Here is a 22,058-nt window from a genome sequence, read left to right as displayed (position 1 = left end):
TTACCGCGGATCCTGGCTGGACTTCGAGTTCGACCCGAAGGACGTGCTGTACTTCCGTGTCGACCGCCGCCGCAAAATGCCGGTCACGATTTTGCTCAAGGCCATTGGCCTGAACCCCGAGTCCATCCTGGCGAACTTCTTCGTGTTCGACAACTTCCGCCTGATGGACAGTGGCGCGCAGATGGAATTTGTCGCCGAGCGTATGCGCGGCGAGGTCGCGCGTTTTGACATCACCGACAAAAATGGCAAGGTTGTTGTTGCCAAGGACAAACGCATCACGGTGCGCCACACACGTGAGCTCGAGCAGAGCAGCACATCGACGATCAGCGTTCCTGAAGATTTCCTGATCGGCCGCGTGGTCGCCAAGAACATAGTGGACGCCGAGACGGGTGAGATCATTGCCAAGGCCAACGACGAGTTGACCGAGTTGCTGTTGAAAAAGCTGCGCCTCGCTGGCGTGCAGGACCTGCAGGTTCTGTACACCAACGAACTGGATCAGGGTGCGTATATTTCGCAAACCCTGCGCGCCGATGAAACGGCCGACGAGTTTGCGGCCCGTGTTGCCATCTACCGCATGATGCGCCCCGGCGAGCCGCCGACGGAAGACGCCGTTCAGGCCCTGTTCCAGCGCCTGTTCTACAACCCGGACACCTACGACCTGTCCAAGGTCGGCCGCATGAAGTTCAACGCCCGCGTGGGCCGCGACTCTTCCACCGGTCCGATGGTCATGACCAACGAGGACATCCTCGCTGTGGTCAAGATCCTTGTCGACCTGCGCAACGGCAATGGCGAAGTCGATGACATCGACCACCTGGGCAACCGCCGCGTTCGTTGTGTCGGCGAACTCGCAGAGAACCAGTACCGCACCGGTCTGGCGCGTATCGAAAAAGCCGTGAAAGAGCGTCTGGGCCAGGCCGAGCAAGAGCCTTTGATGCCGCACGACCTGATCAACAGCAAGCCGATTTCTGCCGCGCTGAAGGAGTTCTTCGGCGCATCGCAGCTGTCGCAGTTCATGGACCAGACCAACCCGCTGTCCGAGATCACCCACAAGCGCCGTGTATCGGCCCTTGGCCCCGGTGGTTTGACGCGTGAACGTGCCGGCTTTGAAGTGCGTGACGTGCATGTGACCCATTACGGCCGGGTCTGCCCGATTGAAACGCCTGAAGGCCCGAACATCGGCCTGATCAATTCGCTGGCGCTGTACGCCCGTTTGAACGAGTACGGCTTCATCGAAACACCGTACCGCCGCGTGATCGACAGCAAGATCACCACCCAGATCGACTACCTGTCTGCCATTGAAGAGGGCAAGTATGTGATTGCCCAGGCCAATGCGCTGCTCGACGGTTCCGGCAAGCTGACTGGCGATCTGGTTTCAGCACGCGAAAACGGCGAGTCGGTGCTGGTCGGTGCCGAGCGCATCCAGTACATGGACGTGTCACCTGCGCAGATCGTGTCGGTGGCTGCCTCGCTGGTTCCGTTCCTCGAGCACGACGATGCCAACCGCGCACTGATGGGTGCCAACATGCAGCGCCAGGCGGTGCCTGTGCTGCGTCCTGAAAAAGCCTTCGTCGGCACGGGTATTGAGCGCGTCTCCGCGATCGATTCGGGCACCGTCGTCACCGCCACCCGCGGCGGCGTGGTGGACTATGTCGATGCCACCCGCATTGTGGTTCGCGTCAACGACGCAGAAGCGCAGGCTGGTGAAGTGGGTGTGGACATCTACAACCTGATCAAGTACCAGCGTTCCAACCAGAACACCAACATCCACCAGCGCCCCATCGTCAAGATGGGCGACAAGCTGGCCAAGGGTGATGTGATTGCAGACGGCGCATCGACCGACATCGGCGAGCTGGCCCTGGGCCAGAACATGCTGGTGGCCTTCATGCCCTGGAACGGTTACAACTTCGAGGATTCGATCCTGATTTCAGAGCGTGTGGTGGCCGAAGACCGCTACACCTCGATTCACATCGAGGAACTCGTCGTGATGGCACGCGACACCAAGCTGGGCTCGGAAGAGATCACCCGCGACATCCCCAACCTGTCCGAGCAGCAGCTCAACCGCCTGGACGAATCCGGCATTATTTATGTCGGCGCTGAAGTCCAGCCGGGCGACACGCTGGTCGGCAAGGTCACGCCAAAGGGCGAGACCACGCTGACACCGGAAGAAAAACTGCTGCGCGCCATCTTCGGCGAAAAAGCCAGTGATGTGAAAGACACCTCGCTGCGCGTGAGCCAGGGATCGCAAGGCACCGTCATCGACGTGCAGGTTTTCACGCGTGAAGGCATTGTGCGCGACAAGCGCGCCCAGCAGATCATTGACGACGAGCTCAAGCGTTTCCGCCTGGACCTGAACGACCAGCTGCGTATCGTGGAAGCTGACGCGTTTGACCGTATCGAGAAACTGCTCAATGGCAAGGTCGCCAACGGTGGTCCGAAGAAGCTGGCCAAAGGCACCAAAATCGACAAGGCCTACCTGGCCGACGTCGAGAAGTACCACTGGTTTGACATCCGCCCGGCGGACGACGAAGTGGCTTCGCAGCTCGAGAGCATCAAGAACTCGATGGAGCAGACACGCCACAGCTTTGACCTGGCTTTCGAGGAAAAGCGCAAGAAGCTGACGCAGGGCGATGAACTGCCTGCTGGCGTGCTGAAGATGGTCAAGGTTTACCTGGCCGTCAAGCGCCGCCTGCAACCCGGTGACAAGATGGCTGGCCGCCACGGCAACAAGGGGGTGGTCTCCAAGATCGTCCCGGTTGAAGACATGCCCTACATGGCCGACGGCACACCGTGCGACATCGTGCTGAACCCGCTGGGCGTGCCTTCGCGCATGAACGTCGGCCAGGTGCTGGAAGTGCATCTGGGCTGGGCCGCCAAAGGCCTGGGCCAGCGTATCGGTGACATGCTGCAAGCCGAAGCCAAGGTGGCTGAAGTGCGCAAATTCATGGAAACGCTGTACAACAAGTCAGGCCGCCAGGAAGACCTGGGCAAACTGTCGGATTCGGAAGTCATCGAGATGGCGGGCAACCTGTCCACTGGCGTGCCTTTTGCAACCCCCGTGTTCGACGGCGCATCGGAAGCCGAGATCATGGCCATGCTGCAACTGGCCTACCCGGACGACATCGCCAAGGCGAAAGCCCTGACGGCAACCCGTACTCAGGCCCAGTTGTACGACGGCCGCACCGGTGACCAATTCGAGCGCACTACCACGGTGGGCTACATGCACGTTCTGAAACTTCACCATCTGGTGGACGACAAGATGCACGCACGTTCCACTGGCCCGTACTCGCTGGTCACGCAGCAGCCTTTGGGCGGCAAGGCGCAGTTCGGCGGACAGCGCTTCGGCGAGATGGAGGTCTGGGCGCTGGAAGCTTATGGCGCGGCTTACACCTTGCAGGAAATGCTCACCGTCAAGTCCGACGACGTGGTGGGCCGTACCAAGGTTTACGAAAGCATCGTCAAGGGCGAGCACGCGATCACGGCCGGCATGCCGGAGTCGTTCAACGTGCTGGTCAAAGAGATTCGTTCGCTCGGCATCGACATCGAACTCGAACGCAGCTAAACAGCGGACAAGAAAAGGATTTACACATGAAATCGTTACTCGACCTGTTCAAGCAATTCACGCCGGATGAGCATTTTGATGCCATCAAGATCGGCATGGCCTCGCCCGAGAAGATCCGCTCGTGGTCTTTCGGCGAAGTGAAGAAGCCTGAAACCATCAACTACCGCACCTTCAAGCCAGAGCGCGACGGTCTTTTTTGCGCCAAGATTTTTGGCCCCATCAAGGATTACGAGTGCCTCTGCGGCAAGTACAAGCGCCTCAAGCACCGCGGCGTCATCTGCGAGAAGTGCGGCGTTGAAGTTACGCAAACCAAAGTTCGCCGTGAGCGCATGGGTCACATCGACCTGGCCGCTCCGTGCGCACACATCTGGTTCCTGAAGTCGCTGCCGTCGCGTCTGGGCCTGGTGCTCGACATGACCCTGCGCGACATCGAACGCGTGCTCTATTTTGAAGCTTATGTGGTGACCGACCCCGGCATGACCCCACTGAAGAAATTCAGCATCATGTCCGAGGACGACTACGACGCCAAGCGCAAGGAGTACGGTGACGAGTACACAGCCAAGATGGGCGCCGAAGGCATCAAGGATCTGCTTGAGGGCCTGGACCTCGACGACGAGATCAACAAGCTGCGCAATGACCTGACCGGTTCAGAGATCAAGATCAAGAAAAACGCCAAACGTCTGAAATTGATGGAGGCGTTCAAGAAGTCCGGTATCAAGCCGCACTGGATGGTGCTCGACGTGCTGCCAGTGCTGCCGCCTGACCTGCGTCCGCTGGTGCCGCTCGACGGCGGCCGTTTTGCGACCTCCGACTTGAATGACTTGTACCGCCGTGTCATCAACCGCAACAGCCGCCTGCGCCGCTTGCTGGAGCTGAAAGCGCCGGAAATCATTGCCCGCAATGAAAAGCGCATGCTGCAGGAAGCTGTGGACTCGCTGCTGGACAACGGACGCCGTGGCAAGGCCATGACGGGCGCCAACAAGCGCGCGCTCAAGTCTTTGGCCGACATGATCAAAGGCAAGTCAGGCCGTTTCCGCCAGAACTTGCTGGGCAAACGCGTCGACTATTCTGGCCGCTCTGTCATTACCGTGGGCCCGACGCTCAAGCTGCACCAGTGCGGCTTGCCCAAGCTGATGGCTCTGGAGCTGTTCAAGCCTTTCATCTTCTCGCGCCTGGAGGCCATGGGCATCGCGACCACCATCAAGGCCGCCAAGAAAGAAGTTGAATCCGGCACGCCAGTCGTCTGGGACATCCTGGAAGAGGTGATCAAAGAGCACCCGGTGATGTTGAACCGTGCGCCTACGCTGCACCGTTTGGGCATTCAGGCGTTTGAGCCTATCCTCATCGAAGGCAAAGCCATCCAGCTGCACCCACTCGTTTGCTCGGCTTTTAACGCCGACTTTGACGGTGACCAGATGGCGGTGCACGTACCCCTGTCGGTGGAAGCACAGATGGAAGCCCGCACCCTGATGCTGGCTTCGAACAACATCCTGTTCCCTGCCAGCGGCGAGCCTTCCATTGTTCCGTCGCAGGACGTGGTGCTGGGTTTGTACTACACGACCCGCGAACGCACCAACGGCAAGGGCGAAGGTCTGGTGTTCTCTGACACCGGCGAAGTTCGTCGCGCTTTTGACGCGGGTGAGCTCGACCTGAACGCCCGCATCAGCGTGCGCCTGACCGAGTACACCAAGAATAAGGAAACCGGTGAGTTCACGGCTTCGACCAAGCTGTGGGAAACCACCGGTGGCCGGGCTCTGCTGTCGGAAATCCTGCCCAAGGGCCTGCCGTTTGCCAACATCAACAAGGCGCTGAAGAAGAAGGAAATCTCCAAACTCATCAACGTGTCTTTCCGCAAATGCGGTTTGAAAGAGACCGTCGTGTTTGCAGACAAGCTGCTGCAGTCGGGTTTCCGCCTGGCGACCAAGGCCGGTATTTCCATCTGCATCGACGACATGCTGATACCCAAGGAAAAGCCGAGCATCATCGCGCGCGCCCAGAAGGAAGTCAAAGAGATCGAGCAGCAGTATGTCTCGGGTCTGGTGACGGCCGGTGAGCGTTACAACAAGGTAGTGGACATCTGGGGCAAGTCGGGTGACGAGGTTTCCAAAGTCATGATGGCCCAGCTTTCGAAAGAAAGAGTCATTGACCGCCATGGCAAGGAAGTCGAGCAGGAGTCATTCAACTCCATCTACATGATGGCCGACTCCGGCGCCCGTGGTTCTGCGGCGCAGATTCGCCAGGTGGCCGGCATGCGCGGTTTGATGGCCAAGCCGGACGGCTCCATCATCGAAACGCCCATCACAGCCAACTTCCGTGAAGGCCTGAACGTGCTGGAGTATTTCATCTCCACCCACGGCGCTCGGAAAGGTCTGGCCGACACGGCACTGAAAACCGCCAACTCCGGTTACCTGACACGTCGCCTTTGCGATGTGGTGCAGGACCTGGTGGTGACGCAGGACGATTGCGGTACGCAGGACGGCTCGGTGATGCGCGCCATTGTCGAAGGCGGTGAGGTCATCGAATCGCTGCGCGACCGTATCCTGGGTCGCACCGCAGTCGAGGACATCCTGCACCCTGAGAACCGCTCGGTCCTGGCCAAGTCCGGTGTCATGCTGGATGAAGATCTGATCGATGAGCTGGAAGTTGCTGGCGTTGACGAAGTCAAGGTGCGTACGGCTCTGACCTGCGAAACCCGCTTTGGCCTGTGCGCCAAGTGTTACGGTCGCGATCTGGGCCGTGGTGGCCTGATCAACATCGGCGAAGCGGTCGGTATCATCGCCGCGCAGTCGATCGGCGAGCCAGGCACGCAGCTGACGATGCGGACCTTCCACATCGGTGGTGCTGCATCTCGCGCAGCGATTGCGTCCAGCGTTGAGGCCAAGTCCAACGGCGTGATCGGCTTCAATGCACCGATGCGTTATGTGACCAACAGCAAGGGTGAGTTGGTGGTGATCGCCCGTTCCGGCGAAATCGTGATTCACGACGAGCATGGCCGTGAGCGTGAGCGCCACAAGGTGCCTTACGGCGCCATCCTGTCGGTGAAGGCCGATCAGCAGATCAAGGCTGGCGCGATTCTGGCCAACTGGGATCCACTGACCCGCCCCATCATTACCGAGTTCGCCGGCAAGGTGCTCTTCGAGAATGTGGAAGAAGGCGTGACGGTGGCCAAGCAGCTCGACGAGGTGACTGGTCTGTCCACGCTGGTGGTGATCGATCCGAAGCGTCGCGGCGCGACCAAGGTCGTCCGGCCGCAGGTCAAACTGATTGATGCCGCTGGCCAGGAAGTCAAGATCCCTGGCACCGATCACTCGGTGACGATCGGCTTCCAGGTGGGTGCGCTGGTTCAGGTGCGTGACGGCCAGGATGTGGGCCCCGGCGAGGTGCTGGCGCGTATTCCGGTCGAAGGCCAGAAAACGCGGGACATCACCGGCGGTCTGCCGCGTGTGGCCGAGCTGTTTGAAGCCCGTACGCCGAAAGACAAAGGTACATTGGCAGAGATGACCGGTACCGTGTCGTTTGGTAAAGAGACCAAAGGCAAGGTTCGCCTGCAGATCACCGATCCTGAAGGCAAGGTCTGGGAAGACCTGGTCCCGAAAGAGAAAAACATCCTGGTGCACGAGGGCCAGGTGGTGAACAAGGGTGAGAGCATTGTGGACGGCCCGGCCGATCCGCAAGACATTCTTCGCCTGCTGGGCATGGAAGAATTGGCCCGCTACATCGTCGATGAAGTGCAGGACGTTTACCGCCTGCAGGGCGTGAAGATCAACGACAAACACATCGAGGTGATTGTTCGCCAGATGCTGCGCCGTGTTGTGGTTGAAAACGTCGGGGAGTCCAGCTACATCGCCGGTGAGCAAGTTGAGCGTTCCGTCATTCTGGATGCCAACGACGCGCTGCGTGCAGAGGGCAAGATTGCGGCCACCTTCAGCAACCTGCTGCTCGGTATCACCAAGGCATCGCTGTCCACCGACTCGTTCATTTCTGCGGCTTCCTTCCAGGAAACCACCCGCGTGCTCACCGAGGCTGCCATCATGGGCAAGCGCGACGAGCTGCGCGGCCTGAAAGAAAACGTGATCGTCGGACGACTGATTCCCGCCGGTACCGGCATGGCCTATCACGAGGCACGCAAAGCCAAGGACCAGATGGACGACGCCGAGCGCCGTGCCATTGCTGAGGCCGAAGCGGCGGAACTCGAAGCCCTGCCCGAAGCCAGCAGTGAAGGTGCAGCCAGCGAATAATTGCTGTTTTCACACGCTATAAAAAGCGTAGCGCCTCACGCTCTTGAATAAAGGGCGTGGGGCATTTTTCATTGTTAATTCAGAAAACTGAAGCCCGCTGGTGCCATTGGCGCCCTTCTCGCTGTACAAGGCCCGCACTTGTCGGCTAAAGTCGCGTGTCCGTTTGATGGCCGCAGCACTGTCGCTGTTCTAGGAGAAACGTTGCCATGTCCACCCAGTCCCTGGTCCTGATCGCCGTATTCGCCTTGTTGTTGTTCTGGGCCGTCGGTGCCTACAACCGTTTGGTGCGACTGAAAAACATCATCGCCAATGCTTTTGGGCAAATCGATGTGCAGCTCAAGCGCCGCTACGACCTGATTCCCAACCTCGTCGAAGCCGCCAAAAAATACTTGCTGCACGAGCGGGAGACGCTTGAGGCAGTGATTGCGGCGCGCAACCAGGCCCGCGCGGCCAGTGACGCGGCACGCAGCCGGCCCACCCATGCGCCGGAAGTCATGGCGCTGGCAGTGGCTGAGCAGGCACTGGGTAGCAGCCTGGGGCGTCTGTTTGCCCTGGCGGAGGCTTACCCGGAACTCAAGGCCGACGCGACCATCCGCGAGCTCAGCGAAGAGTTGACCAGCACCGAAAACAAAATCGCATTTGCACGCCAGGCCTACAACGACTCGGTACTCGACTACAACAACGCGCAGGCGCAATTTCCCACGCTGCTGATTGCGCGCCTGTTTGGCTTCGCACCTTCGGCCATGCTGCAGGCCACCGAGAGCGTGGTGGAGCGGCAAGCCGTGCGCATCCAGATCTAGTGCGACACAGGCCGGTCGACTCGAAAGCCCGCCGCAGTGCGTTTTTTTGAGCAGCAGGACGAGGCACGCGCCCGCACGCGGCAGCTGTTGCTGTTGTTTGCGCTTGCGGTCCTTGCGCTGGTGCTGGCCATCAATGCCGCACTGGCCTTGACCTGGCGGCTGGTCACGCCCGGCTTCAGCAGCTACCCGGCTTACTTCTTCACGGTCAACACAGTGATGACCCTGGTTTTTGTGCTCGGCGGTTGGTTGCTGGAAACCTCCAGCCTGCACGGCGGCGGTGAAAAGCTGGCACGGCGCGCGGGCGCGCGGAAGGCCTGGCCGGCCAGCCGCCTGGAGGAGCAGAAGCTGTGCAACATTGCCAGCGAGCTGGCGATTGCCGCCAGTATGGCGGTGCCACAGGTCATGGTGCTGGACAAGGTTAACAGCATTAATGCCTTCGCGGCCGGCTGGGATGAGGATGACGCAGTGATTGCCGTCACGCGCGGCGCCCTGGACGGTTTGACCCGCGACGAACTTCAGGGGCTGGTGGCCCATGAGCTGAGCCATATCCGGGAGGGCGATACGCGCCTGAACATGCGGCTGGCGGGCATGGTCTTCGGGCTGGAGATGATTTTTAACCTCGGCGTGGGCATGTGCGAGCGCGGCGACAACGGCCAGCGCTCGGCGCTAGCGCTGCCCGGGCTGGCCATCATGGCTGCCGGTTTTCTGGGCTGGCTGGCGGGCAGGGCGCTGAAGGCGGCCGTGTCGCGGCAACGCGAATTTCTTGCTGATGCGCGTGCCGTCCAGTTCACACGCAGCAAGGACGGCCTGGGGGGCGTATTGCGCAAAGTGGCCAGAGCCCAAGGAGGGGTAGCCATGCCCAGCCTGCACCCGGCCGTGCAGCACATGTTGCTGGTGGCGGGTGGGGCCAGGGCACATTGGCTGGACTCGCATCCACCGCTGGCCGAGCGTATTCGCCGCATTTATGGCCGGACCATGCCGACGCTGAACGACGACCAGAAACAGGGCATGGCTGATCCCTGGGGCGAGGTTGCGCGTAAAGACACTGGCGAATAAGCACATTACCAAACGTTCGAACGGCGGGTGGACTGTGGCCCGCTTTGTACTGGATACTCCCTATGGCCCGCCTGCCGTGGCGCGTTAAATTGAATGTTTGTAGCAACTGCAAGGAGAAGCCGTGAAGACCGTCCTACCCACTCTGGCGCTGGCGTTGAGTACGCTCGCTGCGTCTACCCTGGTTCACGCTCAAAGCACACCAGCTCAAGCCTTGTATGTGCGCAGCCTCGCGGCCACCTGCGCTAATTGCCATGGCACCGACGGCAGGGCGGTACAGGGCTCTACCGTGGTGTCGATTGCCGGCATGGATAAAAACTATCTTGTGACCCAGCTCACTGCCTTCAAGACCGGCGCGCGGCCGGCCACGGTGATGCACCAGATCAGCAAGGGTTACAGCGACGCCCAGATTGATGTGTTGGCCGGCTACTTTGCCGCACAGAAAAAATAAGGGAGAACATTCATGCAAAGACGCTCCTTCCTCCAGTCTTCCGCCGCACTGAGCCTGCTTGGCCTGGGCGCCTGCGCCACCACCTCGATTCCTGCCAAGGCCAAAGTGGTGGTGATAGGCGGCGGCTACGGCGGCGCCACCGCCGCCAAATATGTGCGCCTGCTGTCTGATTACAAAATCGATGTGGTCCTGATTGAGCCGCAGGCGGCGTTTATCTCGTGCCCGATTTCCAATCTGGTCCTGGCCGGCGCAAAACAGATGGGTGACATCACCACCCCGTATACCGGTCTGTCCAAAAACCACGGTGTTACGGTGGTGCGCGACATGGCCAGCGCGATTGATACCGCCAGAAAAACCGTCACACTCGCCGGCGGTGCCACCATTGCGTACGACAAGCTGGTCGTGTCCCCCGGCGTTGACCTGATGTACGGCAGCATTGAAGGCCTGCAACAGGCGCAGGCCGCGGGCCAGATCTTGCAGGCGTGGAAAGCCGGCCCCGAGACACTTGCGCTGCGCAAGCAGCTAGAGGCCATGCCCGATGGCGGCGTTTTTGCCATCACGATCCCGGAGGCTCCGTATCGCTGCCCGCCCGGCCCGTATGAACGCGCTTCGGTGATTGCCGGTTACTTCAAGGCCGCCAAGCCGCGCAGCAAGGTGCTGATCCTCGATGCCAATCCCGATGTCACCTCCAAGGGACCGCTGTTCAAAAAAGTCTGGGCAGAGCAGTACAAGGGCATCGTCGAATACCGCGGTCAGCACAAGGCCACGGCGGTGGATGCGAAAGCCGGCGTCATCAAGTTTGACGTGCAGGAAGATGTCAAGGCCAGCGTCATCAACGCCCTGCCGTCCATGCGTGCCGGCACCATCGCGGTGCAGTCGGGGCTGAACAACATGGCCAACAGCCGCTGGTGTGGCGTCAACTACCAGACCTTTGAGTCCACTGCGGCCAAAGACGTGTTTGTGCTGGGTGACTCCATCCAGATCGCACCGGCCATGCCAAAAAGCGGCCACATGGCCAACAGCCACGGCAAGGTCGCCGCCGCAGCCATCGTGGCGCAGCTTTCTGGCTGGGAGGTCAACCCCGCCCCCATGCTGACCAACACCTGCTACAGCTTTGTGGACAACAAAAACGTGGTGCATGTGGCCAGCGTGCACGAATACGTGGCGGCCGAGAAAACTTTCAAGACCGTGGCCGGCTCGGGCGGTGTCAGCACCGGTCCGACCGAGTTGGAAGGCGTTTATGCGCTGAACTGGGCCAGCAACATCTGGGCGGACACGCTGGTCTGATGGCCCCCAAGGTCGTTCGCTTCGCGTAACGCCCTGCCCCCCGCGGGGGCCGCTGCGCCTGCGGTCCGGCAAAGCCGGTCCCGCGGCACCTTCTTGCAATTCGGACTAGCTCTTGGGTGGGTGCTCGCGGCTGGTCTAATACGGCTTGGGCGTCCGCTTCGGGCGCATATCTGAGTTCCATGCAAGACAACCCTTCCCAAATCCCCCTGTGGCGCCAGCTTCAGGGCGCTGCTTCCCTGCTGATGGCCGTTCGTGACGGCCAGTCCATGACAGCTGCGCTCGAGGACGTAGACAGTTCGCTGCGCCCCGGCGTGCAGGCACTGGGTTTTCATGTGTTGCGCTGGCTGGGCCGGGCCGAAGCGCTGCGCCAGCAACTGGTCAAACGTCCGCCCCCGCCCGAGGCAGACGCTCTGCTGTGTGTAGCGCTTGCGCTGGCTTGCCCTGAAGGGGCTTCCGAGGGCGCTGCTGCGGACGGCGGTGAACGAGCCGACGGCCCTGCTTATACCGCATACACGCTGGTTGATCAGGCGGTAGAGGCCGCCAAACGCAGCGAAAGCACGGTGCATCAGGCCAGCTTCATCAACGGTTGCCTGCGGCGCTTCCTGCGAGAACGCGACGCGCTCATGGCGTCGACCGAAAAAAGTCCGCAGGCGGTGTGGAACCACCCGCAGTGGTGGATTGACCGGGTGCGCAAGGACCACCCCACGTCCTGGCAGACCATCCTGCAGGCCAACAACAGCCGCGCGCCGCTGATTCTGCGTATCAATGAGCGAAAAACGACTCAAGCCCTTTACCTGCGTGCGCTGACAGCTATAAATATAAGAGCAAGTCCGGTGGGCAAGCAGGGGGTCGTGCTGGCCCATGCACAGGCGGTGCCGTCGCTGCCGGGTTTTGCAGAAGGGCATTTTTCGGTACAGGATGCCGCTGCCCAGATGGCTGCGCCGCTGCTGCTCGAAGGACTCACAGCCAGTGCGACTGGCCGCCTCAGGCTGCTCGACGCCTGCGCCGCGCCTGGCGGAAAAACCGCACACCTGCTGGAACTGGCCGACTGTGAACTCACCGCGCTGGACATCGACGCCCGGCGCTGCGCGCGCATTACGCAAAATTTGCAGCGCCTGGGTTTGCAGGCCGATATCCGGGTCGGCGACGCGGCGCGGCCCCAGGACTGGTGGGATGGCCGGGCTTACGACGGCATCCTGCTAGACGCGCCGTGTACCGCATCGGGCATTGTGCGGCGCCACCCAGACGTGCGCTGGTTGCGCCGCCCGACGGACATTGCGCAACTGGCAAACACGCAGGCCCGCCTGCTCGAAGCCCTGTGGCCCCTGCTGCGGCCAGGCGGCCGGCTGCTCTATTGCACCTGCTCGATTTTCAGGGCGGAAGGCGAGCAGCAGGCGCAAACGTTTGTTACGCACCACACAGATGCCTGTTTCATGCCGTCTCCCGGTCATTTGCTGCCCCAAAGTGGGGTAGGGCAAGCGGTCTTCCCGGACAATTTGCAGGGTGAGCACGACGGATTTTATTACGCGGTTTTTGAAAAACGCAACGCCTGAGGCGGCACTGCGCAGCCTGCTGGCGTGGTGTCTTTTCGCTCTGGTGTTTCCGGCCGGGCAGGCGGCGCTGGCGACCGAATTCACACAACTGAAGATGGATCGCTCTGAAGAGGGCGTTTACCTCTCGGCCAGCGTCCAGTTCGAAGTGCCTGCGGTGGTGGAAGACGCCATGCTCAAGGGCATTCCGATGTTTTTTGTGGCCGAAGCAGACATTTACCGTGACCGCTGGTACTGGTACGACAAACGCGTCACCACAGCAACGCGCACCATGCGCCTGGCGTACCAACCGCTGACGCGGCGCTGGCGTCTCAATGTGTTGCCCGGCGCGATCAGCGTTACCGGACTGCGTGCCTCCTTCAGCCAGCACTACGACAGCCTGCCTGACGCCATCAGTTCGATCCAGCGCCTCTCGCGGTGGCGCATTGCCGATGCGGCTGAGGTGGATGCCGATGTCCGGCACAAGGTGGAGTTTCGTTTCCGGCTGGACTTGTCTCAGTTGCCACGGCCGTTCCAGATAGGCGTGGCCGGTCAAAAGGACTGGGCCATCGCCGTCGAGACCCAACGCGAACTCATCGTCGAGGCCGTCCGGGAAGCGCCGAAAGATGCCGGCAGGGACAGCGCCAGAGAGCCGGCCAAAGAGGCGGTCAAGTGAGCGGCGAGGGCGCTGCGTCGCCACTGAAAACCAGCCGGGCTTTCCGCTGGACAGTGGGTGTGGGTGTAGGCACCATGGCCGCCTTGGGCTTGGTACTGCTGTTTTTGCTGACACAGGCCACCGGCAACCGCGAGCTTTATGAGCGCAACTACGTGTTGCTGTTCGGTCTCAATGTGGCGGTGGCCGGGCTGTTGCTGCTGGTCATCGGCTGGATTGTGCTGCGCCTGCTTCTGCGCTTGCGCAAAGGCAAGTTTGGCAGCCGCCTGCTGGTCAAGCTGGCCGCCATTTTTGCGCTGGTCGGTCTGCTGCCCGGCATGATGATTTATGTGGTGTCTTACCAGTTTGTGTCGCGCTCGATCGAAAGCTGGTTCGATGTGAAGGTGGAAGGTGCGCTTGACGCTGGCCTGAATCTGGGCCGAGTCACGCTGGATACCCTGGCCACCGAACTGGCCAACAAAACCCGGGTGGCTGCGAACCAGCTGACCCAGACGCCCGATGCCTCAGCCGGTCTGGCGCTGGAGCGCCTGCGTGAGCAGCTTGGCGTCAGTGATGTGGTGTTGTGGACAGCCTCCGGCCAGCTGATTGCCAGCGCCGGCGACTCGCGTTATTCGCTCAAACCTGAACGACCGCCGGCGCAGCTGCTGCGCAGCGCCCGCAGTCAGCGCGTGGCCACGCAGATCGAGGGGCTAGATGAGGTGGCGCTGCCGGGCGCGGAGGGCGGGCAACCCGCTCTGTCCGGGGACGCTGCCCCCACGCCGCGCATCAAGGCCCTGGCCCTGATCAGCAACCCCAATGTCGGCCTGCTCAGCGAGACCCGTTACCTGCAGGTCACCGAGGTGCTTCCTGCCACCCTGGTCGCCAACGCCATTGCCGTGCAGGAGGCGAACCGCGAGTACCAGGAGCGTGCTTTGGCGCGTGGCGGGTTGCGCAAGATGTACATAGGCACACTCACGCTCAGTTTATTCTTGGCGGTGTTTGGCGCCGTGTTGCTGGCGGTGCTGCTGGGCAACCAGCTGGCGCGGCCCCTGCTGCTGCTGGCAGAGGGCGTGCGCCAGGTGGCGCAGGGCGACCTCACGCCCAAAGCGGCCCTGCAAGGCAAGGACGAATTGGGCGGCTTGACCCGCTCTTTTGCCGACATGACCCAACAGCTTGCCGATGCGCGTGGCGCGGTCCAGAAAAGCATGGACCAGGTCGATGCGGCGCGCGCCAACCTGCAGACCATCCTGGACAACCTGACCGCTGGAGTCATGGTGCTGGATCTTCAGGGGCGCATCCAGACCAGCAACCCCGGGGCCACACGGATTTTGCGTGCGCCGCTGGCGGCTTACCACGGGCGCGCGCTGGGCGACATCCCGGGCCTGGAGGTATTTGCGCAGGGTGTACAGGCGCAGTTTGACACCTATTTTGGCGAGAACACGCTGCACGGCATTGAGCACTGGCAACAGTCCTTCGAACTCAATACCGCGCAACCGGGTTCGCCCGACAACGCCATCACGCTGATCGCGCGCGGCGCCAAAATGCCCGGCGACGAATGCCTGCTGGTGTTTGACGACGTCTCAGAGATGGTGTCGGCCCAGCGTGCCCAGGCCTGGGGCGAAGTGGCGCGCAGGCTGGCCCATGAAATCAAAAATCCGCTGACACCGATTCAGCTGTCGGCCGAGCGGCTGGAGATGAAGCTCACCGGCAAGGTCGGCGAGCCCGAGCAGATCCTGTTGACCAAGTCGGTCAAAACGATTGTGGACCAGGTCGATGCCATGAAACGGCTGGTCAATGAGTTTCGGGACTATGCGCGCCTGCCGGCGGCTGAACTCATGCCGCTGGACCTCAATGCGCTGGTGACTGAGGTGATGCAGCTTTATGCCAGCGACAACGCCGTGGTACCCGTTTGTACGGAACTGGACACCAACTGCCCCGCCATCAAGGGCGACGCGCAGCAGATTCGGCAGGTCATACACAACTTGTTGCAAAACGCCCAGGACGCCCAGGAGGGCAGGCCCCACGGCAAGGTGGTTCTCAAAACCGAGTACTCCCCCACCTCCCGGCGCGTGCGCCTGAGCGTACGTGACAGCGGTGTCGGCTTCCCCGAACACATCCTCAAGCGGGCGTTTGAGCCTTATGTCACCACCAAGGTCAAAGGCACCGGCCTGGGCCTCGCAGTGGTCAAGAAAATTGCCGACGAGCATGGCGCACGCATTGATATTTCCAACCGGGTGGTCAATGACGTCGTTCAGGGCGCCCAAGTATCGTTATCATTCGCGGTGGTGACTTAACAACACTGTGGGCGACGGTCTGCGGCCGCGAAAATCGATAACTGCTGGCGGAGATAGCAATTCAATCATGGCAAACATTCTGGTAGTTGACGACGAGTTGGGCATACGCGATTTGCTCTCTGAAATTCTCAACGACGAAGGGCATCAGATCGAGCTTGCAGAAAATGCTGCGCAGGCCCGCGCCGCACGCAGCCGCAGCCGGCCCGACCTGGTGCTGCTCGACATCTGGATGCCCGACACCGATGGCGTTACCTTGCTCAAGGAGTGGTCGTCCAGCGGACTGCTCACCATGCCGGTGATCATGATGAGTGGCCATGCCACCATAGACACAGCGGTTGAGGCCACCAAAATCGGTGCCATGGCGTTTCTGGAAAAGCCGATCACCCTGCAAAAACTGCTCAAAGCCGTCGAACAAGGGCTGACAAAGTCCGCAGGCCGCAAGCCGGCAAGCCCGCCCGCCGCCCTGCTGCATGCGGTGGAACTGACCCTGGAGGCCGCCATGACCGGCGCCGCCATGCCGCTGCCGATGGATCTGGGCCCGCAGGCCACGCAGAGTTTTCTGCTGGAGAAACCGTTGCGCGATGCGCGGGATGAGTTTGAAAAAGCCTACTTCGAGTTTCACCTCGCCAAAGAGGGCGGCTCCATGACCCGCGTGGCCGAAAAGACCGGGCTGGAGCGTACCCACCTTTACCGCAAACTCAAGCAGCTGGGCGTGGACCTGACCCGGGGCAAGCGCGCAGCCTGATATATAATTTGAGGCTCAGGCCCGGTAGCTCAGTCGGTAGAGCAGAGGATTGAAAATCCTTGTGTCGGTGGTTCGATTCCGCCCCAGGCCACCAGCATCCATGCGCCCCAGCGCCCTTTTAGGGTTCTGGGGCGTTTCTACATCCGGGCTGATTCGCAGAGAATCCCGATCGGCACCTGCCGTGCGTGTGAACTGCTTTTTTGAGGGCCTCAGCATGACGCGATTCCTGTTTTTTGCAATGGTTTCGATCTTGCTGAGTGCCTGTGCAGGGCCCATGCAACTCAGTGAGTTGGCGTCGACAAAGCGCATGGGAGTGGTGTCTGACCTGGGGACGACATTCCATCTGACTACCGCAGGTACAACGGTATTTACAAACCGCTACGCGAAGGGCGAAACCGGGGACTGGCAGATCAGCAAGTTCGCCAACGACACGGTGGTTTCCTATTTGAGTCATGGCAGGTCGTTCGGTGTTGCAGCCCTGGACCTCTCGGGATTGCCGTCCGGACAGCCTGGCTACCTGAGCAGCAGCCCGATTTGGGAAGCTGCAAAGGCTCAGGGCTTTGACCGCCTGGTGGTCGTCCATGCTGCTGAGCAAACCGTCTTCCCCAAAATGCAGCCTGGATACGGGTTATACGAGCGCATGTTCTTCGGTTTGGGGCGAACCTGCGTGTACTCGTCGCTGGCGGTGCATATCTATGACGTATCAACCCGGAAATCCCTTGCCTGGGACCTGGGTGATTCGTACCCCTGCCTTCGAGGCTCTGAAAATACGTTTGCTGTGAAGGACGGGTTTTCAGAATATTCGGAGCATGAGAAAGTTGCGCTCCGGCAGCAAGTTGAATTGCTGTTATCGAGGGTTTTGCCAGCTACGATTTCACGACTGCTGCCGCGTTAGATCTATGCCACGGCTTCACGGCTCTGCAGACGTCAAATTGGGTAACAAATGCAATACACTTTGGCGCGGACCACCCGGATGACGATTCAGGAACTGCCGATGTTGCTCACACAGGCCAGAAACTCCAGTACTCAACGCCGGCACGGATGGCTGATACCAGCGTTCATGTTGTTGGGCTTATGCGGGCTTGCCGGTATGGCGTGGTCCGCCGGACCTGCTGTGGCGCGCGCGCCTGCAGTGGCCGCCGCACCGTTAGAGGCAGGTCCGGCGCCGACCGTACTTCCTTCGGGCCTGGTCAAGGTGGCCGATGGCCGCATGCTGGCGCCGGGCATAGCCCGCATCGTCAACCGTGGTGAACTGGTCGTGGCCATGCTGGGTGTGGACACGCCGCCTTTTTTCTACGTGAAAAAAGGCGAATTGGTCGGGCTGGAAGTGGACCTTGCCAGGGCCATCGCCAAAGAACTCAAAGTCAACGTCAGGTTTGACCGCAGCGCCAGGACATTCAATGAGGTGGTCGACGTGGTGGCCCGCAGGGAGGCAGACCTGGGCATCAGCAAACTTTCCCGTACGCTGGCTCGTGCGCAGATGATCAGTTTCACGGAGCCTTATCTCCGGCTGAACCACGCTTTCATCCTGAACCGGGTGAAGTTTGCAGAGCTCGCGCGGGACCGGCCCTTGCCCGTCGTGGTTCGCGAGTTCAAGGGCTCGATCGGGGTGATCGCCAAATCATCGTTTTCAGATTACGCCGGAAAAAATTTCCCCTTGTCGGAACTGCGCGAGTTTCCAAACTGGGGCGATGTGCTCAAGGCGCTTGAAAAAGGCCAGATCATGGCGGCCTATCGGGATGAGTTCGAGATCAAACGCATTTTGAAGAGTGATCCTACGGCGTCCCTGACGCTGCGCACCGTGACCTTCAAGGATCTGGAAGACACGCTCGGCATTGCCGTGGGCATTCAGGACCCGACTCTTCTTGCCTATGTGAACCAGTTTTTGGCCGAAGGTACGGAAAAACTGACCATTGACAAGGTTCTGAAGGCGCTGGACCGGTAATGGATTAACAAAGGTCCCTGATGATCAATCTGCAAAAACTGTATACGTTCGCCCTCAACCCTTGGGTAGTGTTGGCCAGCATATCTACGGGTTTTGCGGTCGGCCTTTATTTGCCCGGCCTGGGTCTCAAGCTCGGTTTCGTGGGAGATGTGTATGTTGACTTGCTGAAGATGATTGCCCTGCCCTTCATGGTGTCGGCGGTGATCTTCAGTTTGCAGCGGCTGTTTCGTGAAGGCGGTGCGGGCGGACTTATAGCGCGTGTGACGGTGGTGTTTGCGGCTTTCTCGGTGGTGGTTGCCTTGATCGGCGCGTTGACCCTGCTGGTCATGGCGCCGGGCGAAAACCTGTCAAACGACACCATGCAGACTTTTGGCAAGATTGTGGGCAGCGATCTGAGCTCCAGTGACACGGTGATGAGCCTGGGCGGCGTCGATGCCCCTGTCAAGTCGGTGAGTTTCACGGAGGTGCTGGTCAGCCTGGTGCCTTCAAATATTTTTGCGGCACTGGCCAGTGGCGATACCCTCAAGGCACTGGTTTTTGCACTGCTTTTCGGATTCGCAGTCGGGCAGGTGCCATCGCGGGTGTCTGATGGACTGACCCAATCGCTGGAAACCATTTATCACTCCTGCCAGACCCTGATGCGCTGGCTGAACTACCCGCTGCCCATCATTCTTTTTTGCATGAGCGCGGCGCAGATGGCAAAAACCGGCATAGGTCCGTTACAGGCCATGGCGCAGTTTGTACTGGCCTTTCTCGTGGCATCCCTGCTGGCGTTGGCATTCGCGACCATCATCATCTGGAAGCGCTCCAACGCCTCACTCGGCCAGACGCTGGATGCGCTCAAGGGGCCTTTTGCCCTGGCTCTCGCCACCCGCAGCAGCGCGGCCTGCATGCCCATCATGATTGAAAGTCTGGCGGACCGGCTTGGTTTTGCGCGCTCACGCGTCGAGCTGATGGTGCCGCTGAGCGTGTCGCTGCTGCGTATCGGCCCGGTGATCTACTACGTGGCAGCTACCGTATTCATTGCCCAGTTGTATGGGAAGCCGCTGGGCCCGACTGAACTGGCGGTGGTACTGTCGGCGTCCATCCTCGCCGGGTTTGCTTCGGCCGGCATGACGGGTTTGCTGACGGTCTCGCTGGTTGGCCTGACCTGTAGCTATTTGGGGCTTCCGTTTGAAGCGGCCTTTATTCTCTTCCTGGCAGTGGACCCGATTTGCGACATGCTGCGCACCCTGGTGCTGGTGATTGGCAACAACGCGGCTGTGGCGCTGATCTGCCCCCGACCGTTGAAGGTTTAGGGTCACGGCATGTCCAGAATTGGCGTATTTGGCGGGATGGGGCCTTCGGCCACCGTCGACTTTCTGGACAAACTTGTCAAGTTGACACCTGCGCTCAGAGACCAGGACCACCTGCCGGTCATCGTCGCCAGCTTGCCGCATATTCACGATCGTTCCAGCGCCATTCTGGGCCACGGGCGCGACCCTTTGCCGCAGTTGCTTGCGGGCATTCAAATGCTCAACCAGGCCGGTGTAGGGGTGATTGCCATACCCTGCAATTCGTCTCACCACTGGTTTGACGAAATGAGCAACTGCAGCAAGGCCCCTTTGCTGCATATTGGCAAAACCTGTGTAGAGGCCATTCCCCTTGTTGGTGACCCGCGCGTGGCCATTTTTTCGACGCGAGGTGCCTTGAAGTCCGGTTTTTACCAGCGTGAGCTTCTCGCGCGAGGTATTGATTTCCTGCTGCCCGCCGCCGACGGTGGGCAGACAGAGGTGGACAGCTGCATCCGTGAGATCAAAGCAGGAAACTTCGAGGCCGGCGGCCTGCACCTCACACGGGCCTGCGTTGAGGTGGTGCAACAGGGCGCCACCCTGCTGATCCTGGGCTGTACCGAGATACCCATAGCGAGCCGGTACGCCGACGTAAGAGGGCTCGCGCTGATAGACAGTTCCCTGGAGCTGGCCCGAGCCAGCGTCTCGTTTGCCCTCGCCAGAGGATGGAACAGGCCGGGATGGGATTCCTGAGCCACTTCGTCAGCGGCACTCTTTCGCTGTTCAGTTTTCTGAAAAATGACAGATAAACCTGCCCTCAGCCCTTTCCCGATGGGCGAAATACGCTATAAAAACAATAGCATTGAAGAGGCCCTCGACGGGGGGCGGCCGGACTCTACCGGCGGCCTGACTTGCGCCTCTCGTAGCGCTGCATCAGCGGCGTGACGGAGATCCCATGCGCGATTATCGACGCCACCACCACCGCCAGCGTGATCGACAGCAGCCGGTTGGCCAGGGCGGGTTCCAGCTCGTGGGTGATGGCATACATCAGGTAGTAGATCGAGCCTATGCCACGTATGCCAAACCAGGCGATCAGGCGCCGCTGTGGCGCCGCCACCTTTGTGCCCAGCAGACCCAGATAAACCGCCAGCGGTCGAATGACGAGAAATAACACCGGGATGAACCACAACACCTCGCTGCGGAACTCGACCACCGCCAGCAGGGCGCCCACCGCCAGCACAATGCCTACTTCGGCAAAACGCTCCAGCTGTGCATTGAAGCGCTGCACCGCCTGCATCATGTGAGCCGGCGCCTGTGACGATTTGAGGGCCGCTTCGGCTGTGGCCTGCGCCGGTGCGTCGGCACTGGCATTGGCCGGGGGCGGAACGGGTAGATCGATGCGGCTCAATGCCAGCCCCGCAGCAAAAACCGCCAGAAAACCATAGGTGTGGCACAGCAGCGCCAGGCCGTAGCTAAGTGCGATCAGCCCCAATGCAATAAATTCGTCCGAGCCCAGGGCCTCGCTATGGTGGGCTCGCAGGTACAAGATGGCCCGACCTACCAGGGCGCCCAGCAGGTAGCCAATGGCCAGCCCGCCGGTTACAGCCCAGACGACATCGACCGCCCACCAGCGCCAGCCGCCGGTGCCCAGATCGTGCAGTGACAGCAAGCCCAGACCGAGCATCACAAACGGAAAGGCGGTGCCGTCGTTGAGTCCACCTTCGCCGGTCAGCCCGAAACGCAGCCTGTCCCGGTCGCCGGGGTCAGAGACCTGAACTTCAGAAGCCAACACCGGATCGGTGGGTGCCAAAATTGCGCCCAGCAGCACCGAAGCGCCCAGCGACAAACCCATGCCCCAGACACCCAGCGCGGTGATGGCGGCCACCGTGAGCAGCATGGACGCCGAGGCCAGTTGCAACGGGATGCGCCATTGCCGGTCCCTCAGCGGCATCTCCAGCTTCATGCCGGCGGTAAACAGCGATATCAGCACCGCGATTTCCGTCAGCCGCTCCAGCAGTCGCGCATCCACCAAGGGGTCCAGTGTCAGCAACCCCAGCCCGTCGGGCCCTATGCCCACGCCCACCATCAGATAAAGCATGGCAGCACTGAGCGGCAGCCGGGCGATGAAGGAGCTGCTCATGGTCATCACAATCAGCAGCACACCGACCACGATGAAACTCAAGGTGAAAATCAGGGATTCACTCATGTGCGGGCTCTTGCTGGCACGCAGGGGT

Annotated in this window: 15 protein-coding genes and 1 tRNA gene; 15 read left to right on the top strand and 1 reads right to left on the bottom strand. The window is 60.8% G+C overall.

The features are described 5' to 3' along the window. From rpoB to Q8L50_RS09535, 15 genes are all read left to right on the top strand, one after another. On the top strand, window positions 1-3,559 hold a 3,559-nt coding region (gene rpoB / locus Q8L50_RS09605), incomplete at its 5' end, for a DNA-directed RNA polymerase subunit beta (RefSeq protein ID WP_305348444.1). A 26-nt stretch (window positions 3,560-3,585) separates the two neighbouring features. Continuing rightward, window positions 3,586-7,797: a DNA-directed RNA polymerase subunit beta' gene (gene rpoC, locus Q8L50_RS09600; protein WP_305348443.1), complete on the top strand. Its 4,212-nt coding sequence runs from the start codon at window positions 3,586-3,588 to the stop codon at window positions 7,795-7,797. A gap of 206 nt (window positions 7,798-8,003) precedes the next feature. Beyond that, on the top strand, window positions 8,004-8,597 hold the full coding sequence (locus tag Q8L50_RS09595) for a LemA family protein (protein ID WP_305348442.1): 594 nt from the start codon (window positions 8,004-8,006) through the stop codon (window positions 8,595-8,597). 36 nt (window positions 8,598-8,633) lie between these two features. After that, a complete protein-coding gene (locus Q8L50_RS09590; protein WP_305348441.1) occupies window positions 8,634-9,653 on the top strand; it encodes a M48 family metalloprotease in 1,020 nt (339 codons plus the stop codon). 121 nt (window positions 9,654-9,774) lie between these two features. Continuing rightward, window positions 9,775-10,101 carry a cytochrome c gene (locus Q8L50_RS09585; protein WP_370869776.1) on the top strand — a complete coding sequence of 109 codons (327 nt, stop codon included), beginning with the start codon at window positions 9,775-9,777 and terminating at the stop codon, window positions 10,099-10,101. A 12-nt stretch (window positions 10,102-10,113) separates the two neighbouring features. Further along, window positions 10,114-11,388, top strand: coding sequence for an NAD(P)/FAD-dependent oxidoreductase (locus tag Q8L50_RS09580; RefSeq protein WP_305348440.1), 1,275 nt, complete (start codon window positions 10,114-10,116; stop codon window positions 11,386-11,388). Between the two features lie 179 nt (window positions 11,389-11,567). Further along, window positions 11,568-12,941 carry a 16S rRNA (cytosine(967)-C(5))-methyltransferase RsmB gene (gene rsmB, locus Q8L50_RS09575; RefSeq protein ID WP_305348439.1) on the top strand — a complete coding sequence of 458 codons (1,374 nt, stop codon included), beginning with the start codon at window positions 11,568-11,570 and terminating at the stop codon, window positions 12,939-12,941. Next, window positions 12,922-13,593: a DUF4390 domain-containing protein gene (locus Q8L50_RS09570; RefSeq protein WP_305348438.1), complete on the top strand. Its 672-nt coding sequence runs from the start codon at window positions 12,922-12,924 to the stop codon at window positions 13,591-13,593. The genes rsmB and Q8L50_RS09570 overlap by 20 nt, the downstream gene beginning before the upstream one ends. Next, the gene (locus Q8L50_RS09565; RefSeq protein ID WP_305348437.1) at window positions 13,590-15,863 is read left to right on the top strand and encodes an ATP-binding protein; all 2,274 of its coding nucleotides are present in this window, start codon (window positions 13,590-13,592) and stop codon (window positions 15,861-15,863) included. Before Q8L50_RS09570 ends, Q8L50_RS09565 begins: the two co-directional genes overlap by 4 nt. Before the next feature lie 67 nt (window positions 15,864-15,930). Continuing rightward, complete coding sequence (locus Q8L50_RS09560) at window positions 15,931-16,608, top strand: response regulator (protein ID WP_305348436.1); 678 nt, start codon at window positions 15,931-15,933, stop codon at window positions 16,606-16,608. An 18-nt stretch (window positions 16,609-16,626) separates the two neighbouring features. Continuing rightward, window positions 16,627-16,702 (top strand) — tRNA-Phe (locus tag Q8L50_RS09555). Between the two features lie 120 nt (window positions 16,703-16,822). Further along, a complete protein-coding gene (locus Q8L50_RS09550) occupies window positions 16,823-17,503 on the top strand; it encodes a hypothetical protein (protein ID WP_305348435.1) in 681 nt (226 codons plus the stop codon). Between the two features lie 48 nt (window positions 17,504-17,551). Further along, a complete protein-coding gene (locus Q8L50_RS09545; protein ID WP_305348434.1) occupies window positions 17,552-18,553 on the top strand; it encodes an ABC transporter substrate-binding protein in 1,002 nt (333 codons plus the stop codon). Between the two features lie 20 nt (window positions 18,554-18,573). After that, a complete protein-coding gene (locus Q8L50_RS09540) occupies window positions 18,574-19,851 on the top strand; it encodes a dicarboxylate/amino acid:cation symporter (protein WP_370869775.1) in 1,278 nt (425 codons plus the stop codon). Between the two features lie 9 nt (window positions 19,852-19,860). Beyond that, window positions 19,861-20,577, top strand: coding sequence for an aspartate/glutamate racemase family protein (locus Q8L50_RS09535; RefSeq protein WP_305348433.1), 717 nt, complete (start codon window positions 19,861-19,863; stop codon window positions 20,575-20,577). A 142-nt stretch (window positions 20,578-20,719) separates the two neighbouring features. On the opposite strand, the gene Q8L50_RS09530 is transcribed toward Q8L50_RS09535, so the two are convergent. Then, a complete protein-coding gene (locus Q8L50_RS09530) occupies window positions 20,720-22,030 on the bottom strand; it encodes a sodium:proton antiporter (RefSeq protein WP_305348432.1) in 1,311 nt (436 codons plus the stop codon). Between the last annotated feature and the right edge of the window lie 28 nt (window positions 22,031-22,058).

This window comes from Polaromonas sp. (assembly GCF_030680935.1).
Classification (GTDB): domain Bacteria; phylum Pseudomonadota; class Gammaproteobacteria; order Burkholderiales; family Burkholderiaceae_C; genus Polaromonas.
This window is presented reverse-complemented; position numbering and strand designations above follow the sequence as displayed.

Bases quoted from the DNA above. Each gene is read 5' to 3' on its own strand.
- Q8L50_RS09560 (WP_305348436.1), top strand. From the start codon at position 15,931: ATGGCAAACATTCTGGTAGTTGACGACGAGTTGGGCATACGCGATTTG.
- rsmB (WP_305348439.1), top strand. From the start codon at position 11,568: ATGCAAGACAACCCTTCCCAAATCCCCCTGTGGCGCCAGCTTCAGGGC.
- Q8L50_RS09595 (WP_305348442.1), top strand. From the start codon at position 8,004: ATGTCCACCCAGTCCCTGGTCCTGATCGCCGTATTCGCCTTGTTGTTG.
- rpoC (WP_305348443.1), top strand. From the start codon at position 3,586: ATGAAATCGTTACTCGACCTGTTCAAGCAATTCACGCCGGATGAGCAT.
- Q8L50_RS09535 (WP_305348433.1), top strand. From the start codon at position 19,861: ATGTCCAGAATTGGCGTATTTGGCGGGATGGGGCCTTCGGCCACCGTC.
- Q8L50_RS09580 (WP_305348440.1), top strand. From the start codon at position 10,114: ATGCAAAGACGCTCCTTCCTCCAGTCTTCCGCCGCACTGAGCCTGCTT.
- Q8L50_RS09530 (WP_305348432.1), bottom strand. From the start codon at position 22,030: ATGAGTGAATCCCTGATTTTCACCTTGAGTTTCATCGTGGTCGGTGTG.
- Q8L50_RS09545 (WP_305348434.1), top strand. From the start codon at position 17,552: ATGCAATACACTTTGGCGCGGACCACCCGGATGACGATTCAGGAACTG.
- Q8L50_RS09540 (WP_370869775.1), top strand. From the start codon at position 18,574: ATGATCAATCTGCAAAAACTGTATACGTTCGCCCTCAACCCTTGGGTA.
- Q8L50_RS09550 (WP_305348435.1), top strand. From the start codon at position 16,823: ATGACGCGATTCCTGTTTTTTGCAATGGTTTCGATCTTGCTGAGTGCC.